Source organism: uncultured Neptuniibacter sp. (assembly GCF_947498015.1).
Taxonomy (GTDB): Bacteria; Pseudomonadota; Gammaproteobacteria; order Pseudomonadales; family Balneatricaceae; genus Neptuniibacter.
Genome location: NZ_CANMIR010000007.1, coordinates 114831 through 136385 on the forward strand (window position 1 = coordinate 114831; position 21555 = coordinate 136385).

Below are 21555 nucleotides of genomic sequence, written 5' to 3' on the forward strand. Positions count from 1 at the left end.
AAAGCATGGTTACAACCAAGGTATACCATCTGAAACATATTGATTTAAATGCCATTTTTTAAACTTATATCGACTATAAGCTTCATTTAATGAGTTTTGATTGAGCTACCCACAACTTATTTTTATAATCCGTCCCCAAATCATAACCACATCTAAGTGAGACGTTGGACGCTATGAGCTACTATTCTGAGTACCTAGAAGAAATTGAGGTTCGTAAAAAGGACCTGGGTCTAAACCCAAAACCGATCGATAGTGCCGAACTGCTATCCGAGATCATTACCCAGATTAAAGATACGGGTAATGCAGAGCGCGAAGCTTCTCTAAACTTCTTCATCTACAACACTCTACCTGGTACAACTCCAGCGGCTGGCGTTAAAGCAGCTTTCCTAAAAGATATCGTTCTGGGTAAAGAAACGGTTGCAGAGATCTCTCCTGAGTTTGCTCTGGAGCAGCTGTCTCACATGAAAGGCGGTCCTTCTGTTGAAGCACTACTGGATGTGGCACTGTCTGACGATGCTCAGGCTGCAGCTGCAGGTGAAGTCCTGAAATCTCAGGTATTCCTGTACGATGCTGACACTGCTCGTTTGGCTGACGCTTTCAAAGCGGGCAATGCGATCGCTAAAGAGATTCTGGAAAGCTACGCGAAAGCTGAGTTCTTCACTAAGCTGGATGACATTCCAGAGAAGATCAAAGTTATCACCTATATCGCAGCTGAAGGTGATATCTCTACTGACCTGCTTTCTCCAGGTAACCAGTCTCACTCCCGTGCTGACCGTGAACTTCACGGCAAGTGCATGATCTCTCCAGAAGCTCAGCAAGAAATTAAGAAGATGGGTGAAGACAACCCAGACGCTAAAGTGATGCTGATCGCTGAGAAAGGCACCATGGGTGTAGGTTCTTCCCGTATGTCTGGTGTAAACAACGTTGCACTGTGGGCAGGTGAGCCAACTTCTCCATACATCCCATTCGTAAATAACAAGCCGGTTGTTGCAGGCACTAATGGTATCGCACCTATCTTCCTGACAACTGTTGGTGTAACTGGCGGTATTGGTCTTGACCTGAAAAACTGGGTTAAGAAAACTGACGCAAACGGCGAAGTTGTTCGTGATGAAAACGGCGATCCAGTACTGGAAGAAGCGTACTCTGTTGCAACAGGTACGGTTCTGACGATCGATACTAAAGCTAAGAAGCTGTACAACGGCGATGAAGAGCTGGCTGATATTTCAGATGCTTTCACACCACAGAAAGTGGAATTCATGAAAGCGGGTGGTTCTTACGCGGTAACATTCGGTAAGAAGCTGCAAACATTCGCTGCTGAAACGCTGGGCGTTGACGCGCCAGCTGTTTACGCGCCATCTAAAGAGATCTCTATCGAAGGTCAGGGCCTGACTGCTGTTGAGAAGATCTTCAACCGTAACGCGGTTGGTGTAGCTTCTTCTACTCCTCTGCACACGGGTTCTGACGTTCGCGTTAAAGTGAACATCGTAGGTTCTCAGGACACTACCGGTCCTATGACTTGTCAGGAACTGGAAGCGATGGCTGCTTCTAAAATCTCACCAAGCGTTGATGGTGCCTTCCAGTCTGGTTGTCACACAGCGTCTGTATGGGATAACAAAGCTAAGGCTAACACGCCTAAACTGATGGCATTCATGAACGCGTTCGGCGTAATCACTGCACGTGACCCGAAAAACGTTTACCACTCAATGACTGACGTTATTCATAAAGTACTGAACGATATCACTGTTGACGACCGCGCTATCATCATCGGTGGTGACTCTCACACCCGTATGTCTAAAGGTGTCGCGTTCGGTGCTGACTCCGGTACGGTTGCTATCGCACTGGCGACTGGTGAAGCAGCAATGCCAATCCCTGAGTCTGTGAAGGTAACCTTCAAAGGCTCTATGAAGCCGCACATGGACTTCCGTGACATCGTACACGCGACTCAGGCGCAGATGCTGAAGAAGTTCGCTGGTGAAAACGTATTCCAGGGCCGTGTAATCGAAGTACAGATCGGTACTCTGCTGGCTGACCAGGCGTTCACGTTCACTGACTGGACTGCAGAGATGAAAGCGAAAGCGTCTATCTGTATCTCTACTGACGAAACGCTGATCCAGTCTCTGGAACTGGCTAAGTCCCGTATCCAGATCATGATCGACAAGGGTATGGAAAACGAAGCTGGCATGCTGCAAGGCCTGATCGAGCTGGCTGACAAGCGTATCGCTGAAGTTAAATCCGGTGAAGCACCTGCTCTGGCTCCGGATGACAACGCTAAGTACTACGCTGAGCTGGTTGTTGACCTGGACGCAATCGATGAGCCGATGATCGCTGACCCTGATGTAAACAACGAAGACGTTTCTAAGCGTTACACTCACGATGTGATCCGTCCAACTTCTTACTACAATGGCCGTCAGGTAGACTTGGGCTTCGTTGGTTCTTGTATGGTTCACAAAGGCGACATGCAGATCATCGCTGCGATGCTGCGTAACCTGGAGAAGAAAGGTCCTATCACCTTTAAAGCGCCACTGGTTGTTGCGCCACCGACTTACAACATCGTTGACGAGTTGAAAGCTGAAGGCGACTGGGAACTGCTTGAGAAATACGCTGGCTTCGAATTCTCTGATGAGAATCCAAAAGAAGAAGCACGCACCAAGTACGAAAACATCATGTACCTGGAGCGCCCTGGATGTAACCTGTGTATGGGTAACCAGGAGAAAGCGGAAGCAGGTGATACTGTTCTGGCAACTTCTACCCGCCTGTTCCAGGGCCGTGTTGTAGAAGACACTGCAGAGAAGAAAGGTGAGTCTCTGCTGGGCTCTACTCCAATGGTAGTTCTGTCTTGTATCCTGGGTCGCTTCCCGACTCTGGAAGAGTACAAAGACGCCGTTGAAGGTATCAACCTGACTACTTTCGCTCCACCAAGCGAAGACTTGAGCGTAGCTCCTCAGGCGATCCCGGCTGCACGCATCTAATCACTGATAACGTGACTAACAAAAAGCCCTGATTATTCAGGGCTTTTTTTGTTTTCGGGTGATTTACGTTACACAAATATATCTAAACATTCGTAAACTAAGCCGCCCGCCAAAGCGTAGAGATTACGATTAATTTTCTTCGTCAGGCCTAATGCGACGCCTAATCTGGCAGAAGAAAGATACTGGAATGACTACAAAGTGGTGGCCAGTTTTACTTGACCACTACATAGCGGCGATAACTCAGTGAATTCCCATAAGCTATAGACCGTCTCCTCCGGAGACGGATCTACAACACAAAACACCTTTCACCGGCACTGTGACCAGATTGTGACCAACGGGTGAATACGCCCCGCAAACGGTTTTGGAGTGCGCCTTTGGCTCAGATGGATGGGCCAGCAATATTCGTAAGGAAACAAGGAGATAGGTGTGTAAAAAAGTGGCGCGCCTGGAGGGATTCGAACCCCCGACCAACAGGATCGGAACCTGCTACTCTATCCAGCTGAGCTACAGGCGCACTCAAGAAGTGTTTGCGGGGCGTATTCTACCCATGCACAACAAATTCGCCAAGCTTTATTCCACTCAAACTACAGCGGATTGGGAAAACTCTTCGTCGTAGAGGTTTTTGATTTCGGTTTCCAGATCTCCTTCTAACAGGATCTCCCATTTCTGGCTATCTTCGATAAATGAGAGGAAGGAGTGGCAGTTACAGCAACGATAAACACGTTGATTGGGAATACTACTGAGCAGGGTAAGTTTTGTATCTTTCGTAGGCTCACCCTGTAATGTCTGACAGGAGCAGCGCTTGTACATTCCATTGCGGGTCATGACAAATACCGTCTTTATTATTTTAGACCTTAGTATAATCATGTTTTACGCTTTTGCATCTCGAAAAGCTATTCTTTTCTGCCCAGGATTTAAGATTTCCTAATTTCTTATAGCTAACTGAAAAAATAATGCTCTAAATCACACGGTTTCTTCCCTCCCCTGCCAAAGCCCCATTTCAGTTGTGATTATTTATCGCTATAATCCGCAGCCGGTGAAACTTTGAGCAGTCGTGTCTGAATATCCGCCCCTGAGCACCTCTTAAGGCCGGGCATCCTGACAGGCCGCGCTGCCCATATTCAAATTTATGGTTGATTGAGAGGTCGTGACTGTGAAAAAAATCACTTCAGCACTGGTTGCTCTGGGTCTGGGTGTTGCACTAAGTGCATCTGTTCAGGCTACTTCTAATGATGAAGCAGTAGTTGAGCGCATTAAAGCTGTTGGTTCCGTTTGTATCGAAGGCGATGATAGCTGTGGCGGCGCTGCTGCGGCTCCGGCTGCGGCAAGTGGCCCACGTTCTGGTGCAGATGTTTACACTGCTAAATGTGCAAGCTGTCACGCTGTAGGCGTTGCAGGTGCACCGAAGTTCGGTACATCTGAATGGACTGACCGTGCAGCGAAAGGTATGGATTCTCTGCTGGCAACTGCAATCAGCGGTGTTGGTGCAATGCCTCCAAAAGGCCTGTGTGCTGACTGTTCAGATGATGAACTACAGGGTGCGATCCAGCACATGATCGACAGCGCTAAGTAATTTTAGCCCTGCTCGTAAAAAAGGCCGCTAGATGCGGCCTTTTTTAATGTCTATATTTCAGACGACTCAATCGAACAGGTTCTTTAAACTATCGAGTGTGGCCTTGCCCCGCTTCTGATTCTGAACCTGACATTTCTCTCCCGCCCCTTCGACCTCCAGATCCTCTGGTGGCAACTCATCAAGAAAGCGACTGGGGATACAATCCAGCACTTCACCGTACTGTTTTCTCTGCTTTGCCAGAGTGATCGTCAGGCAGCGCTTGGCACGGGTGATCCCTACATAGGCCAAACGGCGCTCCTCCTCAATATTATCGGTTTCGATGCTGTTCCGATGCGGCAGTAGCTCCTCCTCCATCCCCATCAGAAACACATGGGGAAATTCCAGACCTTTGGAGGCGTGCAGGGTCATCAGCTGTACGCGGTTGGAGTCATCTTCCTCCTCCTGACGGTCCAGCATGTCGATCAGAATAAGGCGATTAATCGCTTCCTGAATCCCCGCATCCGGATCATCCTCCTGCAAACGCTCCAGCGTCGATTTAAGGGAGTCGAGCAGAAACCAGACGTTCTGCATCCGCTTTTCTGCCATCGCATCGCTTGAGCTGTTCTGTGCGATCCAGCCCTCATAATCGATATCACGGATCATCTCATTGATCGCATCAATCGGATGCCCTGTATGGCATTGCCGATAGATATGCTGCATCCAGTTACAGAAGCGGCGTAATCGCTCAACCGCATTCGCCGGCATCACCTGCTCCAATCCCATCTCGTCACAGGCGTTGAACATGCTGATCTGACGCTCTACCGAGTACTGCCCAAGCTTCTGCAGTGTGCTGGGACCGATCTCACGCCGTGGTAGGTTTATGATCCGCAGAAAGGCGTTGTCATCATCGGGATTGACCAGCACCTTCAGATAACTCATCAGATCTTTGATCTCGGCGCGGGCAAAAAATGAGGTGCCCCCATTCAATTTATAGGGCACCTGATAATGCTGTAGCTTCATCTCCAGCAGGCGTGCCTGAAAGTTGCCACGGTAGAGTATCGCCATATCTTTGAACTGCACCTGATTTCTTAGATGAAGATCGGTGATCTCCATGGCAATTCGCTCACATTCGAACTCTTCGTTGCGTGTGTGGATAACCCGAATGGGATCACCCATCCCCATCTCGCTCCAGAGGGTTTTCTCATAGACGTGGGGATTATTCGCAATCAGTGTGTTGGCCGCTTTCAGTATTCGGCTGGTTGAACGGTAGTTTTGCTCCAGTTTGACCACTTTCAGGCTGGGATAATCTTTCTCTAACTGGTTCAAATTTTCTGGCCGTGCACCACGCCATGCATAGATCGACTGATCATCATCACCCACCACCGTCAACGCACCCCGATGACCAACCAGCAATCGGACCAGACGGTATTGTGAGAGGTTAGTATCCTGATACTCATCCACCAGCAGATAGCGCAAACGGTTCTGCCAACGCTCGAGTACTTGAGAATGTTCCTCAAATAGACGCACAGGGATCAGAATCAGGTCATCAAAATCGACGGCATTGTAGGCCCGCAGATGTTGCTCATAAGCTTCATAGGCTCGAGCGGCGAGGATATCCTGTGGGAGCTGCGCCTGAACCAACGCCTGCTCCGGCGTCAGCATCTCATTCTTCCAGCTTGAGATCTGGTTCTGCACCATATCAACCTGATCACTCTCTTCATTGTTCTGGAGCATCAGGTCTTTCAGCAGGGCTTTCGTATCCTGGTCATCAAAGATCGAGAAACCCGGTTTAAATCCGAGCGTCTTATACTCACGTTTGATGATGGTCAGCCCGAGGTTATGAAAGGTTGCCACGGTCAGACCTTTCGAATCGCCCCCTTGCAGCAGAGAGGTGACACGCTCTTTCATCTCACGTGACGCTTTATTCGTAAAGGTCACCGCAGCGATATTGCGCGCAGCAATACCACACTGATTGATCAGATAGGCGATTTTTTGCGTGATTACACTGGTTTTCCCTGAGCCAGCACCTGCCAGTACCAATAAAGGGCCACTAATATATTCAACCGCTTCTTTCTGCCGCGGATTTAATCGAGACATTTCGCTCTCATAATTAAAGTTAAAATAGTACAAGCCGACTAAGTAGTAGTATCGTATAGTCTGAATACTGGCTTAATAAGCAATTAAGGCTTGCAGTAATTGGTATTAAACGACCGTTTAATCAAGATGCATTAATGCTATGCTAACCAACAGAGCGTTCCTATTATCGCATGAACTCAGCGCGACGGAAGCCCGGATAGAGATGTATCTGACCCATAGGGAAGTAAACAGATGTCCAAGGCCCTCAGGCTAGAACCTGATCGCCCCAAAAGCATACTGCTAATAGACATTGATGGTATAAGCAGACAGATTCCGGAAGCGTTGATCGAATCAACCCGGAAGCATCGTTTGGTTATCACTCATACGTTCTCTGACGGCATGCTCTGCCAAAAACAGAATCGCTGTGATGTCATCCTGCTTGCCTGTAATACACTTAAAAATCTGCTGCCGAAAATTATCAGTAAGCTTCACAATTTCCAGCCGGATGTTCCAATCATCATTCTCGCACCCGATCTCAAAGATGATGAGGGCGAACTGCTTATTCAGTCCAATGCACTCGACTACGTCTCGATCTCCGAATACACCACTGATACCCTAAGTCGTTCAATCCGTTATGCATTTCACAGCAGTGAACAGCTGCAGATCATCAATGAACTCAGAGACAGTGATTCGATGACCGGATTGGGCAACCGGCAGTATTTTCTGAGAACACTTGAGAGCAGCCTTGAATCGATCAAAACAAGTGGTAACAAGCTCGCGATCATATCGCTTGATATCAACAACTTTCGCGCGCTCAACAATCGCCATGGCCAACATAATGGTGACACCGTAGTAATCGAGCTGGGCCAACGGATCGCAAAAAACATAACAGACACAAGCATCGCCGCACGTATCGGTAACGATGAGTTCACCCTGTTGATTGAGACCTCTCCTTTTGAGGATGTTAAGCAGATGGTGACACAGATGCTTAACCGTATTATCCACAGCCTGAATCAGCCGATACAGTATGGTAATGTTGAGACCTCCATCAAATGCAGTATCGGGATCTCACTGGCACCAGAACATGGTTACGATCCGGAACAACTTGTCCACAGGGCGGTTCTGGCACGGCAGGAGTCGAAAAAAGCCTTCGATACCCGCTACACATTCTTCAGTAGCGAACTGGAGGACAGTAATGACCTCTACTCTGAACTGGCCCCAGAGATCGCTTTCGCCCTGCGCAGCAATCAGTTTGTGCTTCACTACCAGCCACAGATCAACCTGAAAACCGGACAGATCGAAGGCGCGGAAACGCTTATCCGCTGGAACCATCCGGAGCGAGGCTTGCTCTACCCTGACTCTTTTATCCCTATCTGCGAGCAGATGGGGCTGATTGTTCCGATCGGCTACTGGATTATTCACCAAGCTTGTCATGATCTGAACAACCTCATCAGGGAGGGTATTCATCTGGAGCACCTTGGGGTCAATCTCTCCTTCCGCCAGTTTGGGGATGAAAACCTTGTCCCTACTATCGAACGGATCCTGAACAAAACGAAAACAGACACCAGCATTCTGGAACTGGAGCTCACCGAATCTACGCTTCACGATGATCAGGACCATGTCATCAGTTGCCTTGAGAGTCTTTCGGAGATGGGACTCTCCTTCTCACTGGATGATTTCGGCACCGGCTACTCATCATTCTCCATGCTGCAGAAACTGCCGATCGACACTATCAAGATTGACCGCTCCTTCATCACCGATGTCACGGTCTGTGATGATGACGCTGAGATCGTTCGTGCGATTATCAATCTGGCCCATAACATGGGTAAGAAGGTGATCGCAGAGGGGGTCGAGAATCAGGATCAGTTGGATTTCCTCGTCAGCCATAATTGCGATATCGTACAGGGCTTCTTCTTCAGCCGCCCCGTGGACTTCGAAACGTTTAAACACACCCTCCTCAAATGCTCTGATTCAGTCGCCGTTTAACCTCCCTCACTCTTTAAAACTCGCCATTGCAGATACCCGATAGCTTAACGCTTCCATCAGATGCGCTCGCGTAACTTTCTCTGCATCTGCCAGATCAGCAACTGTGCGAGCAACCCTTAAAATACGATGATAGGCACGGGCAGATAACTGCAACTTCTCCAAAGCTGCAGCCAACATCTCCCTATCACCTGCCTGAAGCTGACATAAGGACTCCAGCTCTCGTCCAGTCAAAAGTTGATTAGAGACACCTTGACGCTGCAGCTGAAGCTCCCTGCATCTGATAATACGCTGACGGATCACCTCGGTACTCTCACCCGAAACTTCAGCGCCGATCAGCTCCTGTTGCGAGAGCGCTTTAATACTCAACTGCAGATCGATACGGTCTAACAAGGGACCTGAAATTTTACTCTGATAGCGACGCACCTGATCCGGGCTACAGCGGCAACGTCCAGTACCATCTGCATGATATCCACAGGGGCAGGGGTTCATGGCGGTCACAAGTTGAAAGCGTGCGGGGAACAACGCCTGTCTGGCCGCACGCGAAATATGGATCTCACCAGATTCCAGCGGCTCCCTGAGTACCTCAAGCACCGCACGACTGAACTCTGGCAACTCATCCAGAAACAGCACCCCCTGATGCGCCAGAGAGATCTCACCCGGTTTTGGGTTACTCCCTCCCCCCACCAATGATACAGAAGACGCTGTATGATGTGGCGAGCGAAAGGGGCGACGAAGAGGAAATTCGATCGAGCCCGGTTGCGAGATGGAGTAGATTGCTGCAACACTCAGTGTCTCATCTTCATCCATCTCCGGAAGTAACCCCGGCAAACGTGTTGCCAGCATGCTTTTGCCACTGCCTGGTGGACCGACTAAGAGCAGATTATGCCCCCCTGCCGCAGCAATCTCGAGCGCGCGCTTTGCCTGAGGTTGCCCTTTAACATCCTGCATATCAGGATAGAGGCTCTTCATCCGTGTTGGGGGCGGACCCACAACCGCAGCGGGGATTAATGTTTGACCTGAAAGGTGGGCACAGGCCTGCAAAAGGTGCTCTGCCGGACATACGGTTAAACCCGATGCCAGCAGCGCATCTTGTTGGTTAAGATTGGGTAACAGTAACTGCCGCGCCTGCTCCCGGCAGGCCAAGGCAACCGGCAATACACCCGATACCGGCCGCAGCTCACCTGACAGGGCCAGCTCCCCCAGCAGTTCAACCCCTTTTAACGCTTCGGCAGGCAACTGACCGCTGGCAGTTAAGATCCCCACAGCGATGGCCAGATCATAACGGCCTCCCTCTTTGGGCAGATCTGCTGGGGCAAGATTGACGGTGATGCGTCGCTGGGGAAAATCAAAGCCTGAGTTGATCAGGGCACTACGCACCCTTTCACGGCTCTCCTTTACCGCCGCTTCCGGTAATCCAACAATAGAGAAACTGGGCAGACCGCCCGATAGATGTACTTCAACGGTCACCAGGGGAGCATCGATACCCACCTGAGCCCGCGTATACGCGATCGCTAATGACATAAACTTCCTTCCCTGGAAGAGTTGTTATAGTTAAAACCACTTCAAACAGTGGTGCTCACCACCTGGTACGCTAACTGAGTATTGAGTGCTCAACCGCCAGGTGGTCAAGAAGCTGTTCAAGAGTGAGAGGCATACCAAAATACCGTCCCTGCATCAGCATACATCCCTGACTCATCAGTTGGCCACGCATCCCCGCAGTTGCCACACCATCCGCCAACACTTCGATCTCAAGCTGATCTGCCATCTCCAGAACAGTATCCACAATTTTCTGACGACCTTCATCACCGCCCATGGTCATCACTAGGTCAGCATCCAGCTTAATCAGATCGGGTTGAATCTCTGTCAGTTGTTCCAGGACCGGCCCCTGACAGGCAAAACCACTCACAGACAACAGTGCATCGCTCGTCAGCAGATCAAACAGCGCCCCCTCCTTCTCCTGAGCCGTTTTGATATCCACATCCACCATCATCTGACCTGCAATCTGATAGCGGTTTAACTGTGTCATCCACTTCTGGATACTCTCTTTACTTTGCAACTGCTGAGGTTCCATCCGGAAGGAGATAAAACGCAGTCCGGGAAAACGATCCCAGATCCGGTTTAGGGCGGTTAGCTCCTGATCCAGCCACTCTTCATACTGTGCAAGGGACTCCGGGGTTTGTAATAGTGCAGAAAAATCGGCAAAAGGGATCTGCCCCAGCTCAGCATGAGTCCAGCTGGGACGTGCATGGACGGCAACCACCTGATGACTGTAAATACTATACACAGGCAGGTAGGTCATCCGGATATCGCCACTCACCAACGACTTGGTCAGATCCTCCTCTCGCAGAATCTGTGGACCTTTGCTACGCTCCATCAGATCACTGTAAACACGGAAGGTATTACGCCCTCCCTGTTTAGCCGCATACATCGCCACATCCGCTTTTTTAACCAGATCTTTAGGGCGTTCCGCATGCTGCGGGTAGATCGATATACCTACACTGCCACTGATAAAGATTTCACGGTGCTCGACAAAGATGCCATGCGAGAGCTGTTCAACAACTCGCTGTGCAACCTTGACCGCGGCCTCCACACCATCAACTGCCGGCAACATCATCACAAACTCATCACTGCTCAGACGCGCCAGTGCATCCTCGCCACGCACAACTGAGGATAAGCGCCGGGCAACCTCCTGCAACAGATTATCTCCAACTGAGCGCCCCAGATTATCATTGATCCACTTAAAACGATCCAGATCGACCAGCATCACAGCGATCTGTTCATCTTGTTTCTGAGACTTTTCCACCCGACGTTGCAGCATCTCCTGAAACATATCCCAGTTGGGTAGTTGAGTCAGTTCATCATATTGTGCGGCATGAGAATGTTGCTGGATCTCCGCCTTCAGTTGACTGATATTGAAGAACTGGGCGACATACCCACCCGCTTTCCCTGATTCATTTTCCAGTGTAATGATATTGAACCAGGCAGGATAAACCGTGCCATCTTTATTCCGGTTCCACAGCTCCCCCTGCCAACACCCATCGCTGCTCAGCGTTAACCACAGCTCATCGTAGACCTGCTCATTAAGCTTACCAGCTCCCAGAAAGCCGGGATCCTTACCTAACACCTCTTCAGGGCTATATCCGGTAATCTGTGTAAAAGCGCTGTTAACCTGAACGATCTGGTTATCGCTATCAGCCACCAGAATGGCCTGCAACGAGCGTTGAAAAAGTTGCTGTTGAAAATTATCCATGGAACCGCCTGCCTCTGTTAGAACGGGATTCAGTTTTGATCCTGCTGGGATTTTTCCAGTGCTGCCAACTGCTTTTCCAACGCTTCAACTTTTTCTCGTGTCCGCAGTAGCACGGCTTTTTGTGCATCGAACTCCTCACGGCTGACAATGTCGAGACGATTGAAGGTTCCCTGTAGAAGCGCCTTAACCTGATCTTTCAGTTCATTCTGTCCGGGAAGCTTAGCGTCCCCGGAAAGCATCTGCGTAAACTGCTCACTCAAACTCTCGATCAGTTGCGGATTAATCATTTTTTTCCCCAAATAGATATCTGAAACTGCACTCAACTATAACAACAATCAAACCGCATTCAATAGAGCACCAAAAGTGTGCACGCCCTAAAATCGGGCATCATCATCCGCCCCAAGATATTGCACAACAATTAACCAGAACAAAACAAAACCACATAACCAACTGAAAATAAAAGAGTTTTAAAACATGGCACAGCCTTCGCTATATCCTGTGCAGGAATTATTCATGAACAGCCTGCCGATCTGTGCAGGCAAACATAAAGAATTTGTATCTATGGGGGATAACAAAATGAAGATGGTCTCCGCAGTCATCAAACCATTCAAATTGGATGATGTACGTGAAGCACTCTCCGAGATCGGTGTACAGGGTATCACCGTGACAGAGGTCAAAGGTTTCGGCCGCCAGAAAGGTCATACAGAGCTCTACCGTGGAGCTGAATACGTTGTCGACTTCCTACCGAAAGTTCGAGTTGATGCCGCAGTATCCAGTGAGATCGTGGATCAGGTTGTTGAAGCGATCAGCTCAGCAGCCCAAACCGGCAAGATCGGTGACGGTAAAATTTTTGTCACCTCAATCGAACAGGTTGTGCGTATCCGTACCGGTGAATCCGGCACTGAAGCACTTTAATCACTGACTCACCGATAGCTTCTGGAGGAATATCCCAATGGAAGAACTTCTGAATTCAACAGCAGCTGATGTAACTCAGCTGAAATACGCACTCGATACTTTTTACTTTCTCGTGTGTGGCGCCCTGGTAATGTGGATGGCGGCAGGCTTTGCCATGCTGGAAGCAGGCCTGGTACGTGCCAAAAATACAACTGAGATCCTGACTAAGAACATCGCGCTCTACGCGATCTCCTGCATCATGTATCTGGTGTGCGGTTACGCAATCATGTACGGCGGCGACTATCTGCTGTCCGGTATCACAGGCGACGGCTTCACCGGCGCTGAAGAACCAGCAACTTACGCACCTTCTGCAGACTTCTTCTTCCAGGTTGTGTTTGTAGCCACTGCAATGTCTATCGTTTCTGGTGCAGTCGCAGAGCGCATGAAACTCTGGGCATTCCTGGCATTTGCTGTAGTTATGACCGGTGTTATCTACCCAATGGAAGGCTCTTGGACATGGGGTGGTAATGCAGTATTCGGTATGTACACGCTGGGCGATCTGGGCTTCTCTGACTTTGCTGGTTCCGGTATTGTTCATATGGCGGGTGCTGCTGCAGCGCTTGCAGGGGTACTAGTACTGGGCGCTCGTAAAGGCAAATACAGCAAAGAGGGTGCGGTTAACGCAATCCCGGGTGCGAACCTGCCACTGGCGACACTGGGTACGTTTGTACTGTGGTTGGGTTGGTTCGGTTTCAACGGTGGTTCCGTACTGGCAACTTCCGATGTAGAGAACTCAAATGCGGTAGCGGTTGTGTTCATGAACACTAACGCGGCAGCTGCAGGTGGTGTTGTTGCAGCCCTGATTGTTGCTCGTATGCTGTTCGGTAAAGCCGATCTGACAATGGCATTGAACGGTGCACTGGCGGGTCTGGTTGCGATTACAGCTGAACCATCTACGCCGACTGCCCTGCAGGCGACTCTGTTTGGTGCCATCGGTGGTGCGCTGGTTGTCTTCAGCATCCTGACACTGGATAAGCTGAAAATTGATGATCCGGTTGGTGCGATCTCTGTACACGGTGTTGTAGGTCTTCTGGGTCTGCTACTGGTTCCTGTAACTAACGATGGTTCCAGCTTCTCTGGTCAGATCATCGGTGCACTGACAATCTTTGTCTGGGTATTCGTAACAAGTATGATCGTTTGGTTGGCTATTAAAGCGGTTATGGGTGTACGCGTATCGGAAGAGGAAGAGTACGAAGGCGTCGATATTTCAGAATGTGGTATGGAAGCTTACCCAGAATTCACTTCTGCTAAGTAAGCTTAAAACCTCTTAGAAAAGGGTGCGCAAGCACCCTTTTTGCGTTGATTCAGAGTGATAGTTACTGATCTCCTGACACGAATCCATATACCAAGTTTTAAATTTCTAGGTATACTAAGGCCCATAATTCACTATAGTTACAGCTGCTGCCTGATCGAACGGTCGGGAATCGGCAGACCCAACTGAGGAATAGCATTATGAAACTGGTCACTGCGGTGATTAAACCGTTTAAACTGGATGATGTCCGTGAGGCTCTTTCTGAAATTGGTATCCAGGGCGTTACCGTGACTGAAGTAAAAGGCTTCGGTCGTCAGAAAGGTCATACTGAGCTCTACCGAGGGGCGGAGTACGTTGTCGACTTCCTACCTAAAGTGAAGATCGAAATCGCTGTTGATACGGGTATGGTTGACCAGGTTATTGAAGCGATCAGTAAAACTGCGAACACGGGTAAAATCGGTGATGGCAAAATCTTTGTTGCCCCACTTGAGCAGGTTATCCGTATCCGTACCGGCGAAAGCGGCCCAGATGCACTGTAAGGTTTTACTGATACCTTAATCTTTTAAAAAAGCGGTTTATTAAAACCGCTTTTTTATTTGCTTAGATATTCCAGCAACAGTACGTTGCAGATTTCCCCATTGTTTCCCACCCTTCCTCTCTGGTTAACTAAAACGCTTTCCTCCTATCTGTTGCGAGTAATCATGACCAGAGCAGACAACCTTTACAGCCCGATCCAGCTCGGCGAGTTAAAGCTAAATAACAGAGTTTTGATGGCTCCCCTGACCCGGGCACGTGCTGAACCTGGACATCTCCCAGGCAGATTAATGGCAGAACATTATGCACAGCGTGCGGAAGCGGGTCTGATCATTGCGGAAGCCACCATGGTATCTGAAGGCTGCTGTGCCTTTATTGCAGAGCCGGGTATCTATTCCCAGGAGCAGATTGCCGGCTGGCAGCAGGTAACTGATGCGGTGCACAGCAAAGGGGGTAAGATCGTCCTCCAACTCTGGCATGGCGGGCGTGCCTGCCATCCTGACCTGAACAGTGGACGAACGCCCGTCGCTCCCAGCGAGATTGCTATCGATGATCTGGTATATACCCGTTCAGGAAAGCAGCCCTATACCATTCCCAGAGCCCTCAAGGATGATGAGATTCCCGCCATCGTAGACAGCTTCCGGCAGGCAGCAATCAATGCGAAAACAGCAGGCTTTGATGGTGTTGAGATACATGGTGCCAACGGTTACCTCCTCGACTCATTTCTCAGAGATGGCAGCAATCTCAGAGAGGGGCCATATGGAGGTAGCCGAGAGAACCGCGGCCGCTTACTCTTTGACGTTATAAAAGCGGTCTGCGCAGTCTGGGGGAGCCAACGTGTCGGAGTTCGCTCCTCGCCACTGAACAGTTTTAATAGCATGTCAGACAGTGATCCGATCGGCTTAACCCGTTGGCTGGCAGAGCAGTTAAATGGCTTCGATCTGGCATACTGGCATCTGATGCGCAGTGACTTTCTGGGGCAGCAAACCGGCGATATTATCACCCCTGCCCGGAAGTACTACAAAGGCAACTTAATCTGCAACATGGGTTATTCCGCGGAGGAAGCCAACGCAGATATTCTGAACGGAAAGGTGGATGCGGTTGCGTTCGGGGTACCCTTTATCGCCAATCCTGATCTGGTCCGACGGTTTCAGCAGGGTGCTGAGTTGAATTCAGCGGATCCGAAAACATTCTACACAAGGGGCCCGACGGGCTATACCGATTACCCCACTCTCTCCTGAACGTGCTGAAGTAGCATAGGGGCCGCCCTCATACTAATGGCCGCTCCTATGACACGTTTAACAGCGACAATATTGACACAGATCAATAATCAAACAAAATTAATAAATTAACAAAACAAATAAACTATCAAATAGCGCAAAATAGCGGGCTTGCAGCAAAAAATTAAAACAAAAACCGCAAAATGAACAAACAACAAAACATCCCAGAAAACACCATCCCTTTCGACTGGCTGAAAGGTTCATCAATCGGAGTTCTTGAGCTGGACGCTGATTATCACTGCGTCTACGCCAACCCTGCCGCAGCATCTCTTATCTGGGAGCAACCTTACGCACCTCTGCCACTGTTGCCACATGTTTTCAAAGAGGCGCTTCTGCCCCACCTCACCCGTTTAAATAGCAGTAGCAGCTCCTCTCTCTCTCAGCAGTTAGTGATTCCACAAACAGCCACTGAGGAGCTACTTCTCAGTATTGAGATCTCCAAGGTAACGCGGGAAACATCCCCGCATCTCTACTTTATTACGATTCGCAACTCCAGCCACAGTGCTCGACAGGCAAGGGAACTTAAAGTATTCCGAAATGCGGTGGAAAATACGGGCAGCGCGGTAGTCATTACTGATGCCCGAGGTCAGATTGAATACGCTAACCACCGTTTCTCTGAGATCACCGGTTACGAGATTGCGGATGTCAGAGGGAAAAGCCCCGGTTTCCTCAGCTCAGGTAACACCAGTAAAGAAACTTATGACTCCCTCTGGAGTACCATTCTGAACAACCAGCAGTGGCGCGGAACGCTGTTGAACCGACGTAAAGATGGCACAACCTACTGGTCATTACAGAACATCTCCCCTATTCACGATGAACAGGGCAATATTATCAACTTTGTGTCGGTCAGTGAGGATATCTCACAGATCAAAGAGCATGATGCGATGATGGAGAAGATGGCGTATTACGATCCGCTCACCGAACTGGGCAACCGGCGTAATTTCCGTCGGGCTCTCGATCAACATCTTCAAGATACACCTGAAGAGGGCTACTCCGCTCTCCTCCTGCTTGATCTGGACCACTTTAAACAGATCAACGACACCATGGGCCACGAAGCAGGCGACGCACTACTGACAACCATCGCGGGGCGTCTTAATTTTTGTACCCGCAACCGCACCTCCGTATTCCGCCTCGGTGGAGATGAATTCACGCTAATTTTCCATAACTGTATGGAGAAACAGCAGATCATTGAGCGGGCCAATGAGGTCCTGAACCTGCTGTCACAACCTTTACAGATCGGGGCGCATGAGATCAGAGTGACTGTCAGTATCGGCATTACGTTGATCGGCGTTGATAGCCTCGATGCCAGTGACCTGTTAAGAAATGCTGATCTGGCGATGTATTACGCCAAAAAACAGGGGCGTAACACCTTTGCCTTCTATGAGGAGAGAATGGATGCGGAAGCTCAGCGCACCCTGAGTATTGAACATGATCTGCGCCATGCCCTGAACACCGATCAGCTCCGAGTGGTCTATCAATCCCAGATCAATGCAAAAACCAGTCGCATCACCGCAATGGAAGCACTATTACGGTGGGATCACCCTCTCGATGGTGAAATCCCACCAGCTGAATTTATCCCCCACGCTGAAGAGACCGGATTAATTATTCCGATCGGGCACTGGGTGATGAAAGAGGCCTGTAAGGCCGCTAAATCCATTCAACTTGAAGGGCTTCCCCCCGTCAAAGTCTGCGTTAATCTTTCTGCCAGACAGTTTGATGACCCCTCTCTGATCAGTCATATCGAGGAAGCCCTCAGCGAATCACAGCTGGACCCTCAGTGGCTGGAACTTGAGATTACAGAAAGTATGCTGATGCGGGATATATCCACCGCAATTGAAACCCTAAACAAGATCAAAGCCCGTAATATCAGCCTTGCGATCGATGATTTCGGTACCGGCTACTCCTCCCTGAGCCATCTTAAAAAGATGCCAGTTGATCGTCTTAAAATTGATCGCTCCTTCCTGATGGATATCCCTGAAGATAAAGACAATATGGCGATCACAACCACCATTATTGCGATGACCAAGATGCTCGGCCTGAAAGTGGTTGCAGAGGGCGTTGAAAACCATGATCAGATGCAGTTCCTCAACGACAATGATTGCTCGATGATGCAGGGTTACCTAATCAACCGGCCCGAAAGGTTTGACGATTTCCAGCAGAAGTACCGTTACTGCCAACGATTCTGCGGTCACTGCCACGAACGACTACACTGCACTTTCGGCACAGCTTAAACTCAAAAACAGCGCCATCGCCAGCGTTTTTTTTCAAACCCGCTTTACCCCTCCCAACCCCACAGACAACACACATTAGCAGCCGACTCTCAATCTAAGGTCTAAACTAAAACCTATATGTCGAGTGAGGAGTCATGCGATGGAAGCTCCTGTAGACCGCCAGACATTTGAACAGGTCATGGTGCCCAATTATTCCCCCCTCCCAATGATTCCGGTATCCGGTAGAGGCTCACGAGTCTGGGATCAACACGGCAAGAACTATATCGATTTTGCCGGGGGAATCGCTGTCACAGCCTTGGGGCACAGCCACCCCGACCTGATCAGAACACTGCAACAGCAATCTGAACAACTATGGCATCTCAGTAATGTATGGACCAATGAACCTGCAATCTTGCTGGCACAGACACTGTGTAAAAAAACCTTCGCTGAGCGCGTCTATTTTGCTAACTCCGGGGCTGAAGCGAATGAAGCCGCATTCAAGCTAGCCCGGAAGTATGCCCATGACCACTTTGGTAGCGAGAAGAACGAGATTATCAGTTGCATCAACAGCTTTCATGGCAGAACACTGTTTACGGTTTCCGTCGGAGGCCAGGACAAATACTGCCAGGGGTTTGAGCCAATACCCGGCGGTATCACTCATATCCCCTTCAATGATATCCCGGCTCTGAGGGCTGCTGTCAGTAACAACAGCTGTGCAGTCGTTATTGAACCCATACAGGGCGAAGGAGGTATTATCCCGGCTGAGCGAGCCTTTCTCCAGAGCGCACGGGAACTCTGTGATCAGCACAACGCACTGTTGATCTATGATGAGATCCAGACCGGGGTAGGCAGAACCGGAAAGCTGTATGCCTATGAGCACACTCAGATCACCCCCGATATTCTGACAACCGCCAAAGCACTTGGCTGTGGTTTCCCCATCGGCGCAATGCTCTGCCGGAAAGAGGTTGCTGCCGCTTTCACTGTGGGTAGTCACGGCAGTACATACGGAGGCAATCCACTCGGCTGTGCCATCGCCAACCGGGTGTTAACACTGATTGATGAGCCAGAATTATTGGCCGGGGTTACACAGAAACATCTGCTGTTTATCCACGAGCTAGGTCTACTGAATCAAAAATACCCACTTTTCAGAGAGTTTAGAGGGCAAGGCTTGCTGATCGGCTGTGAGCTGCAACCGGATTATCAGGGTAAGGCCCGTCAACTGTTGCAGATTGCGCAGGAGGAGGGGCTCATGGCACTTATTGCGGGGCCGAATGTGATCCGTTTTACCCCTTCACTGATCATCCCCGATCAGGAGATTCTGGAAGGGTTGGCCCGTTTTGGGCAGGCGATGGAGCGCTTTCTGCTCGAGTGTTAAAACCCGGCGCGGTGAGAGAGGTCGAACATGAACCAGCTTATCCATCAACCGACCAAACCCTCCCGGCTGGAATCCCAGCTGATTGAACAGCTCTGGGAGCTTCAGCCATTAAGAGAGCAGCAGCTCATTGAGCTGGTAGAGATCAATAGCAGCTCCCTTAATCCTGAAGGCATCAACCGGACCGGTGAGTATCTGGAAGCACTCTTTACCCCCCTCAGCGATCGATGTGAACGCATCACCCTCTCACCCTGGGAACGCTTGGATTTTGATGGCCGTCTGCTGAAACAACCTCTGGGGGATCTGTGGCGTTACCGCTGCAGGACCGAAGCACCGATCCAGATATTGCTGTGCGGACACCTGGATACCGTGTTTCCCAAAAACAGCCCTTTTCAGTGTATCTCCCGCATCACTCCGACCTGTCTCAACGGTCCGGGGGCTGCCGACATGAAAGGGGGTATTCTGGTGATCCTGTCAGCTCTCTCCCTACTTGAGAAACACCCGGAACATCATAAGATCGGCTGGACCCTGCTGCTCAACCCTGATGAAGAGATTGGCTCGCCGGGCTCAGCTCCGCTACTACAGAAAGAAGCGGTGAAACACCATATCGGATTGGTCTATGAACCCACCCTGCCCGACCAGAACTTAGCAGGCGCACGCAAGGGCAGCGGGAATTTTACCTGTGCAGTCCATGGCCGTGCAGCCCACGCCGGACGAGAGCCCGAAAAAGGGCGAAACGCGATAAACAAAGCGGCTGAGATCCTGCTGGATCTGGCACAGTTCAACCACTTACGCCCAGGACTCACGCTGAACACCGGTATGATTCAGGGTGGCGAAACGACCAATAAAGTACCTGATCTCGCCGTCTTCAAATTTAATATCCGTATTGCTCAGCCGGAAGATGCGCAATGGTGCCAGCAGAAATTGAATCACCTCATCAAAGCAGCAAACCAGCAGGATGGGTATAACGTTACACTCCATGGGGGGTTCGGTCGGCTTCCTAAGCAGTTGGATCCAGTCCACCTGAGCCTCTACCAGTACCTGCAACAGTGCGCGCTTCATCTGGGCAGAAAGGTGCACTGGCAGGCGACAGGTGGCTGTTGTGATGGCAACAATCTCTCTGCTGCCGGATTGCCCAACATCGATACATTGGGGGTCCATGGTAATTTTATCCACAGTGCAGATGAGATTATTGAGCTGCCAAGCCTGACTCAACAGGCACAGCTCAGCGCATTACTACTCTTTAAAATCGCGCAACAAGGCTTGCCAACAGGTATTTCCCAGCGCGAATCCCGGGAGGCTAGAAGATGAACCTAGACGACATGCTACAAGCCATGTGGCAGGACTACCTCCAACTCAACCCCGATGCACGGAAGATCCATTTACTCTTCGAGCAACACAACTCACAAGTGCTGAATGATCACATTGCGCTGCGAACGTTTGATCTGGAAGAGGTTAACCTGGAACAACTCGCCCAACCTTTCTGCAGAGCGGGATATATTCAGGCCGGTGAGTACGACTTCCCCACTAAACATCTCTATGCACAGCACTTTGAGCATCCAGACCCGCAGCATCCAAAGATCTTTATCAGTCAGCTGATGACCGAAGCTCTCTCACCCGACAATCAGTTACTTATCCATAGCCTGATCGCCGACATTGATCCCCAACTGCCATCAACCGATCAGTTCTGTTATAGCGGCCGCCCCTGGGAACTGTCATTTTCTGAATATGAGCAGCTCCTGACAGAGAGTGAATATGCCGCCTGGGTCGCCGCCTTCGGATTCCGTCCTAACCACTTCACCATTCTGGTCAACGCACTTGAGAGCCACAGAACCATTGAGGCGGTCAACGCATTCCTCAAGCAACAGGGTTTCCAGTTGAACAGCGCAGGCGGGGAGGTAAAAGGGGGTGCAGACCAGTATCTGGCGCAGTCATCGACGCTGGCCAATCTGGTCACGGTCAGCTTCAGCGATGGTGAAACTCAGATCCCCGGATGCTATTACGAATTCGCCCTGCGGTACCCTCTGCCAACTGGGCAGTTATATCAAGGGTTCGTGGCTGCATCCGCCGATAAAATTTTTGAGAGCACTGACTCACGGCAGGCCAGAGACAGTTAGGAG

General features: G+C 50.1%; 16 protein-coding genes and 1 tRNA gene. 11 read left to right on the top strand and 6 right to left on the bottom strand.

What is annotated here, in order from left to right; translation table 11 throughout:
* Window positions 1-173: 173 nt before the first annotated feature.
* Window positions 174-2969: a bifunctional aconitate hydratase 2/2-methylisocitrate dehydratase gene (locus tag Q0882_RS10850; protein ID WP_299181389.1), complete on the top strand. Its 2796-nt coding sequence runs from the start codon at window positions 174-176 to the stop codon at window positions 2967-2969.
* A gap of 437 nt (window positions 2970-3406) precedes the next feature.
* On the opposite strand, the gene Q0882_RS10855 is transcribed toward Q0882_RS10850, so the two are convergent.
* Both Q0882_RS10855 and Q0882_RS10860 read right to left on the bottom strand, forming a co-directional pair.
* Window positions 3407-3483, bottom strand: a tRNA-Arg gene (locus Q0882_RS10855).
* A gap of 65 nt (window positions 3484-3548) precedes the next feature.
* The gene (locus tag Q0882_RS10860; RefSeq protein WP_299181392.1) at window positions 3549-3794 is read right to left on the bottom strand and encodes a hypothetical protein; all 246 of its coding nucleotides are present in this window, start codon (window positions 3792-3794) and stop codon (window positions 3549-3551) included.
* 328 nt (window positions 3795-4122) lie between these two features.
* Here Q0882_RS10860 and Q0882_RS10865 point away from each other — a divergent pair, with 328 nt between their 5' ends.
* Window positions 4123-4542 carry a c-type cytochrome gene (locus Q0882_RS10865; RefSeq protein ID WP_299181394.1) on the top strand — a complete coding sequence of 140 codons (420 nt, stop codon included), beginning with the start codon at window positions 4123-4125 and terminating at the stop codon, window positions 4540-4542.
* Window positions 4543-4608: 66 nt separating this feature from the next.
* On the opposite strand, the gene rep is transcribed toward Q0882_RS10865, so the two are convergent.
* Window positions 4609-6618: a DNA helicase Rep gene (gene rep, locus Q0882_RS10870; protein WP_299181396.1), complete on the bottom strand. Its 2010-nt coding sequence runs from the start codon at window positions 6616-6618 to the stop codon at window positions 4609-4611.
* Between the two features lie 231 nt (window positions 6619-6849).
* On the opposite strand from rep, the gene Q0882_RS10875 reads away from it, so the two are divergent.
* Window positions 6850-8583: a bifunctional diguanylate cyclase/phosphodiesterase gene (locus Q0882_RS10875; protein ID WP_299181399.1), complete on the top strand. Its 1734-nt coding sequence runs from the start codon at window positions 6850-6852 to the stop codon at window positions 8581-8583.
* A 6-nt stretch (window positions 8584-8589) separates the two neighbouring features.
* On the opposite strand, the gene Q0882_RS10880 is transcribed toward Q0882_RS10875, so the two are convergent.
* From Q0882_RS10880 to Q0882_RS10890, 3 genes are all read right to left on the bottom strand, one after another.
* Window positions 8590-10104 (bottom strand): YifB family Mg chelatase-like AAA ATPase, encoded by a 1515-nt coding sequence (locus Q0882_RS10880; protein WP_299181402.1) that lies wholly within the window; start codon window positions 10102-10104, stop codon window positions 8590-8592.
* 70 nt (window positions 10105-10174) lie between these two features.
* Window positions 10175-11833, bottom strand: coding sequence for a bifunctional diguanylate cyclase/phosphodiesterase (locus Q0882_RS10885; RefSeq protein ID WP_299181406.1), 1659 nt, complete (start codon window positions 11831-11833; stop codon window positions 10175-10177).
* Between the two features lie 29 nt (window positions 11834-11862).
* Window positions 11863-12120, bottom strand: a complete 258-nt coding sequence (locus tag Q0882_RS10890; protein ID WP_299181408.1) for an accessory factor UbiK family protein — start codon at window positions 12118-12120, stop codon at window positions 11863-11865.
* A 289-nt stretch (window positions 12121-12409) separates the two neighbouring features.
* On the opposite strand from Q0882_RS10890, the gene Q0882_RS10895 reads away from it, so the two are divergent.
* The 8 genes from Q0882_RS10895 to Q0882_RS10930 all read left to right on the top strand — a co-directional run bounded on the left by Q0882_RS10895 (window position 12410) and on the right by Q0882_RS10930 (window position 21552).
* On the top strand, window positions 12410-12748 hold the full coding sequence (locus Q0882_RS10895) for a P-II family nitrogen regulator (protein WP_299181540.1): 339 nt from the start codon (window positions 12410-12412) through the stop codon (window positions 12746-12748).
* A gap of 37 nt (window positions 12749-12785) precedes the next feature.
* A complete protein-coding gene (locus Q0882_RS10900; RefSeq protein WP_299181410.1) occupies window positions 12786-14042 on the top strand; it encodes an ammonium transporter in 1257 nt (418 codons plus the stop codon).
* A 197-nt stretch (window positions 14043-14239) separates the two neighbouring features.
* Window positions 14240-14578: a P-II family nitrogen regulator gene (gene glnK / locus Q0882_RS10905; RefSeq protein ID WP_299181411.1), complete on the top strand. Its 339-nt coding sequence runs from the start codon at window positions 14240-14242 to the stop codon at window positions 14576-14578.
* A 162-nt stretch (window positions 14579-14740) separates the two neighbouring features.
* Complete coding sequence (locus tag Q0882_RS10910) at window positions 14741-15814, top strand: alkene reductase (RefSeq protein ID WP_299181413.1); 1074 nt, start codon at window positions 14741-14743, stop codon at window positions 15812-15814.
* A gap of 182 nt (window positions 15815-15996) precedes the next feature.
* A complete protein-coding gene (locus Q0882_RS10915) occupies window positions 15997-18084 on the top strand; it encodes a bifunctional diguanylate cyclase/phosphodiesterase (protein ID WP_299181416.1) in 2088 nt (695 codons plus the stop codon).
* 139 nt (window positions 18085-18223) lie between these two features.
* Window positions 18224-19438: an aspartate aminotransferase family protein gene (locus tag Q0882_RS10920; RefSeq protein WP_299181419.1), complete on the top strand. Its 1215-nt coding sequence runs from the start codon at window positions 18224-18226 to the stop codon at window positions 19436-19438.
* A 27-nt stretch (window positions 19439-19465) separates the two neighbouring features.
* On the top strand, window positions 19466-20746 hold the full coding sequence (locus tag Q0882_RS10925) for a hydrolase (protein ID WP_299181422.1): 1281 nt from the start codon (window positions 19466-19468) through the stop codon (window positions 20744-20746).
* Window positions 20743-21552 carry a DUF1338 domain-containing protein gene (locus Q0882_RS10930; protein WP_299181425.1) on the top strand — a complete coding sequence of 270 codons (810 nt, stop codon included), beginning with the start codon at window positions 20743-20745 and terminating at the stop codon, window positions 21550-21552. The genes Q0882_RS10925 and Q0882_RS10930 overlap by 4 nt, the downstream gene beginning before the upstream one ends.
* Window positions 21553-21555 lie beyond the last annotated feature (3 nt).

Bases quoted from the DNA above. Each gene is read 5' to 3' on its own strand.
- Q0882_RS10850 (WP_299181389.1), top strand. From the start codon at position 174: ATGAGCTACTATTCTGAGTACCTAGAAGAAATTGAGGTTCGTAAAAAG.
- Q0882_RS10860 (WP_299181392.1), bottom strand. From the start codon at position 3,794: ATGACCCGCAATGGAATGTACAAGCGCTGCTCCTGTCAGACATTACAG.
- rep (WP_299181396.1), bottom strand. From the start codon at position 6,618: ATGTCTCGATTAAATCCGCGGCAGAAAGAAGCGGTTGAATATATTAGT.
- Q0882_RS10875 (WP_299181399.1), top strand. From the start codon at position 6,850: ATGTCCAAGGCCCTCAGGCTAGAACCTGATCGCCCCAAAAGCATACTG.
- Q0882_RS10880 (WP_299181402.1), bottom strand. From the start codon at position 10,104: ATGTCATTAGCGATCGCGTATACGCGGGCTCAGGTGGGTATCGATGCT.
- Q0882_RS10885 (WP_299181406.1), bottom strand. From the start codon at position 11,833: ATGGATAATTTTCAACAGCAACTTTTTCAACGCTCGTTGCAGGCCATT.
- Q0882_RS10890 (WP_299181408.1), bottom strand. From the start codon at position 12,120: ATGATTAATCCGCAACTGATCGAGAGTTTGAGTGAGCAGTTTACGCAG.
- Q0882_RS10895 (WP_299181540.1), top strand. From the start codon at position 12,410: ATGAAGATGGTCTCCGCAGTCATCAAACCATTCAAATTGGATGATGTA.
- Q0882_RS10900 (WP_299181410.1), top strand. From the start codon at position 12,786: ATGGAAGAACTTCTGAATTCAACAGCAGCTGATGTAACTCAGCTGAAA.
- glnK (WP_299181411.1), top strand. From the start codon at position 14,240: ATGAAACTGGTCACTGCGGTGATTAAACCGTTTAAACTGGATGATGTC.
- Q0882_RS10910 (WP_299181413.1), top strand. From the start codon at position 14,741: ATGACCAGAGCAGACAACCTTTACAGCCCGATCCAGCTCGGCGAGTTA.
- Q0882_RS10915 (WP_299181416.1), top strand. From the start codon at position 15,997: ATGAACAAACAACAAAACATCCCAGAAAACACCATCCCTTTCGACTGG.
- Q0882_RS10920 (WP_299181419.1), top strand. From the start codon at position 18,224: ATGGAAGCTCCTGTAGACCGCCAGACATTTGAACAGGTCATGGTGCCC.
- Q0882_RS10925 (WP_299181422.1), top strand. From the start codon at position 19,466: ATGAACCAGCTTATCCATCAACCGACCAAACCCTCCCGGCTGGAATCC.
- Q0882_RS10930 (WP_299181425.1), top strand. From the start codon at position 20,743: ATGAACCTAGACGACATGCTACAAGCCATGTGGCAGGACTACCTCCAA.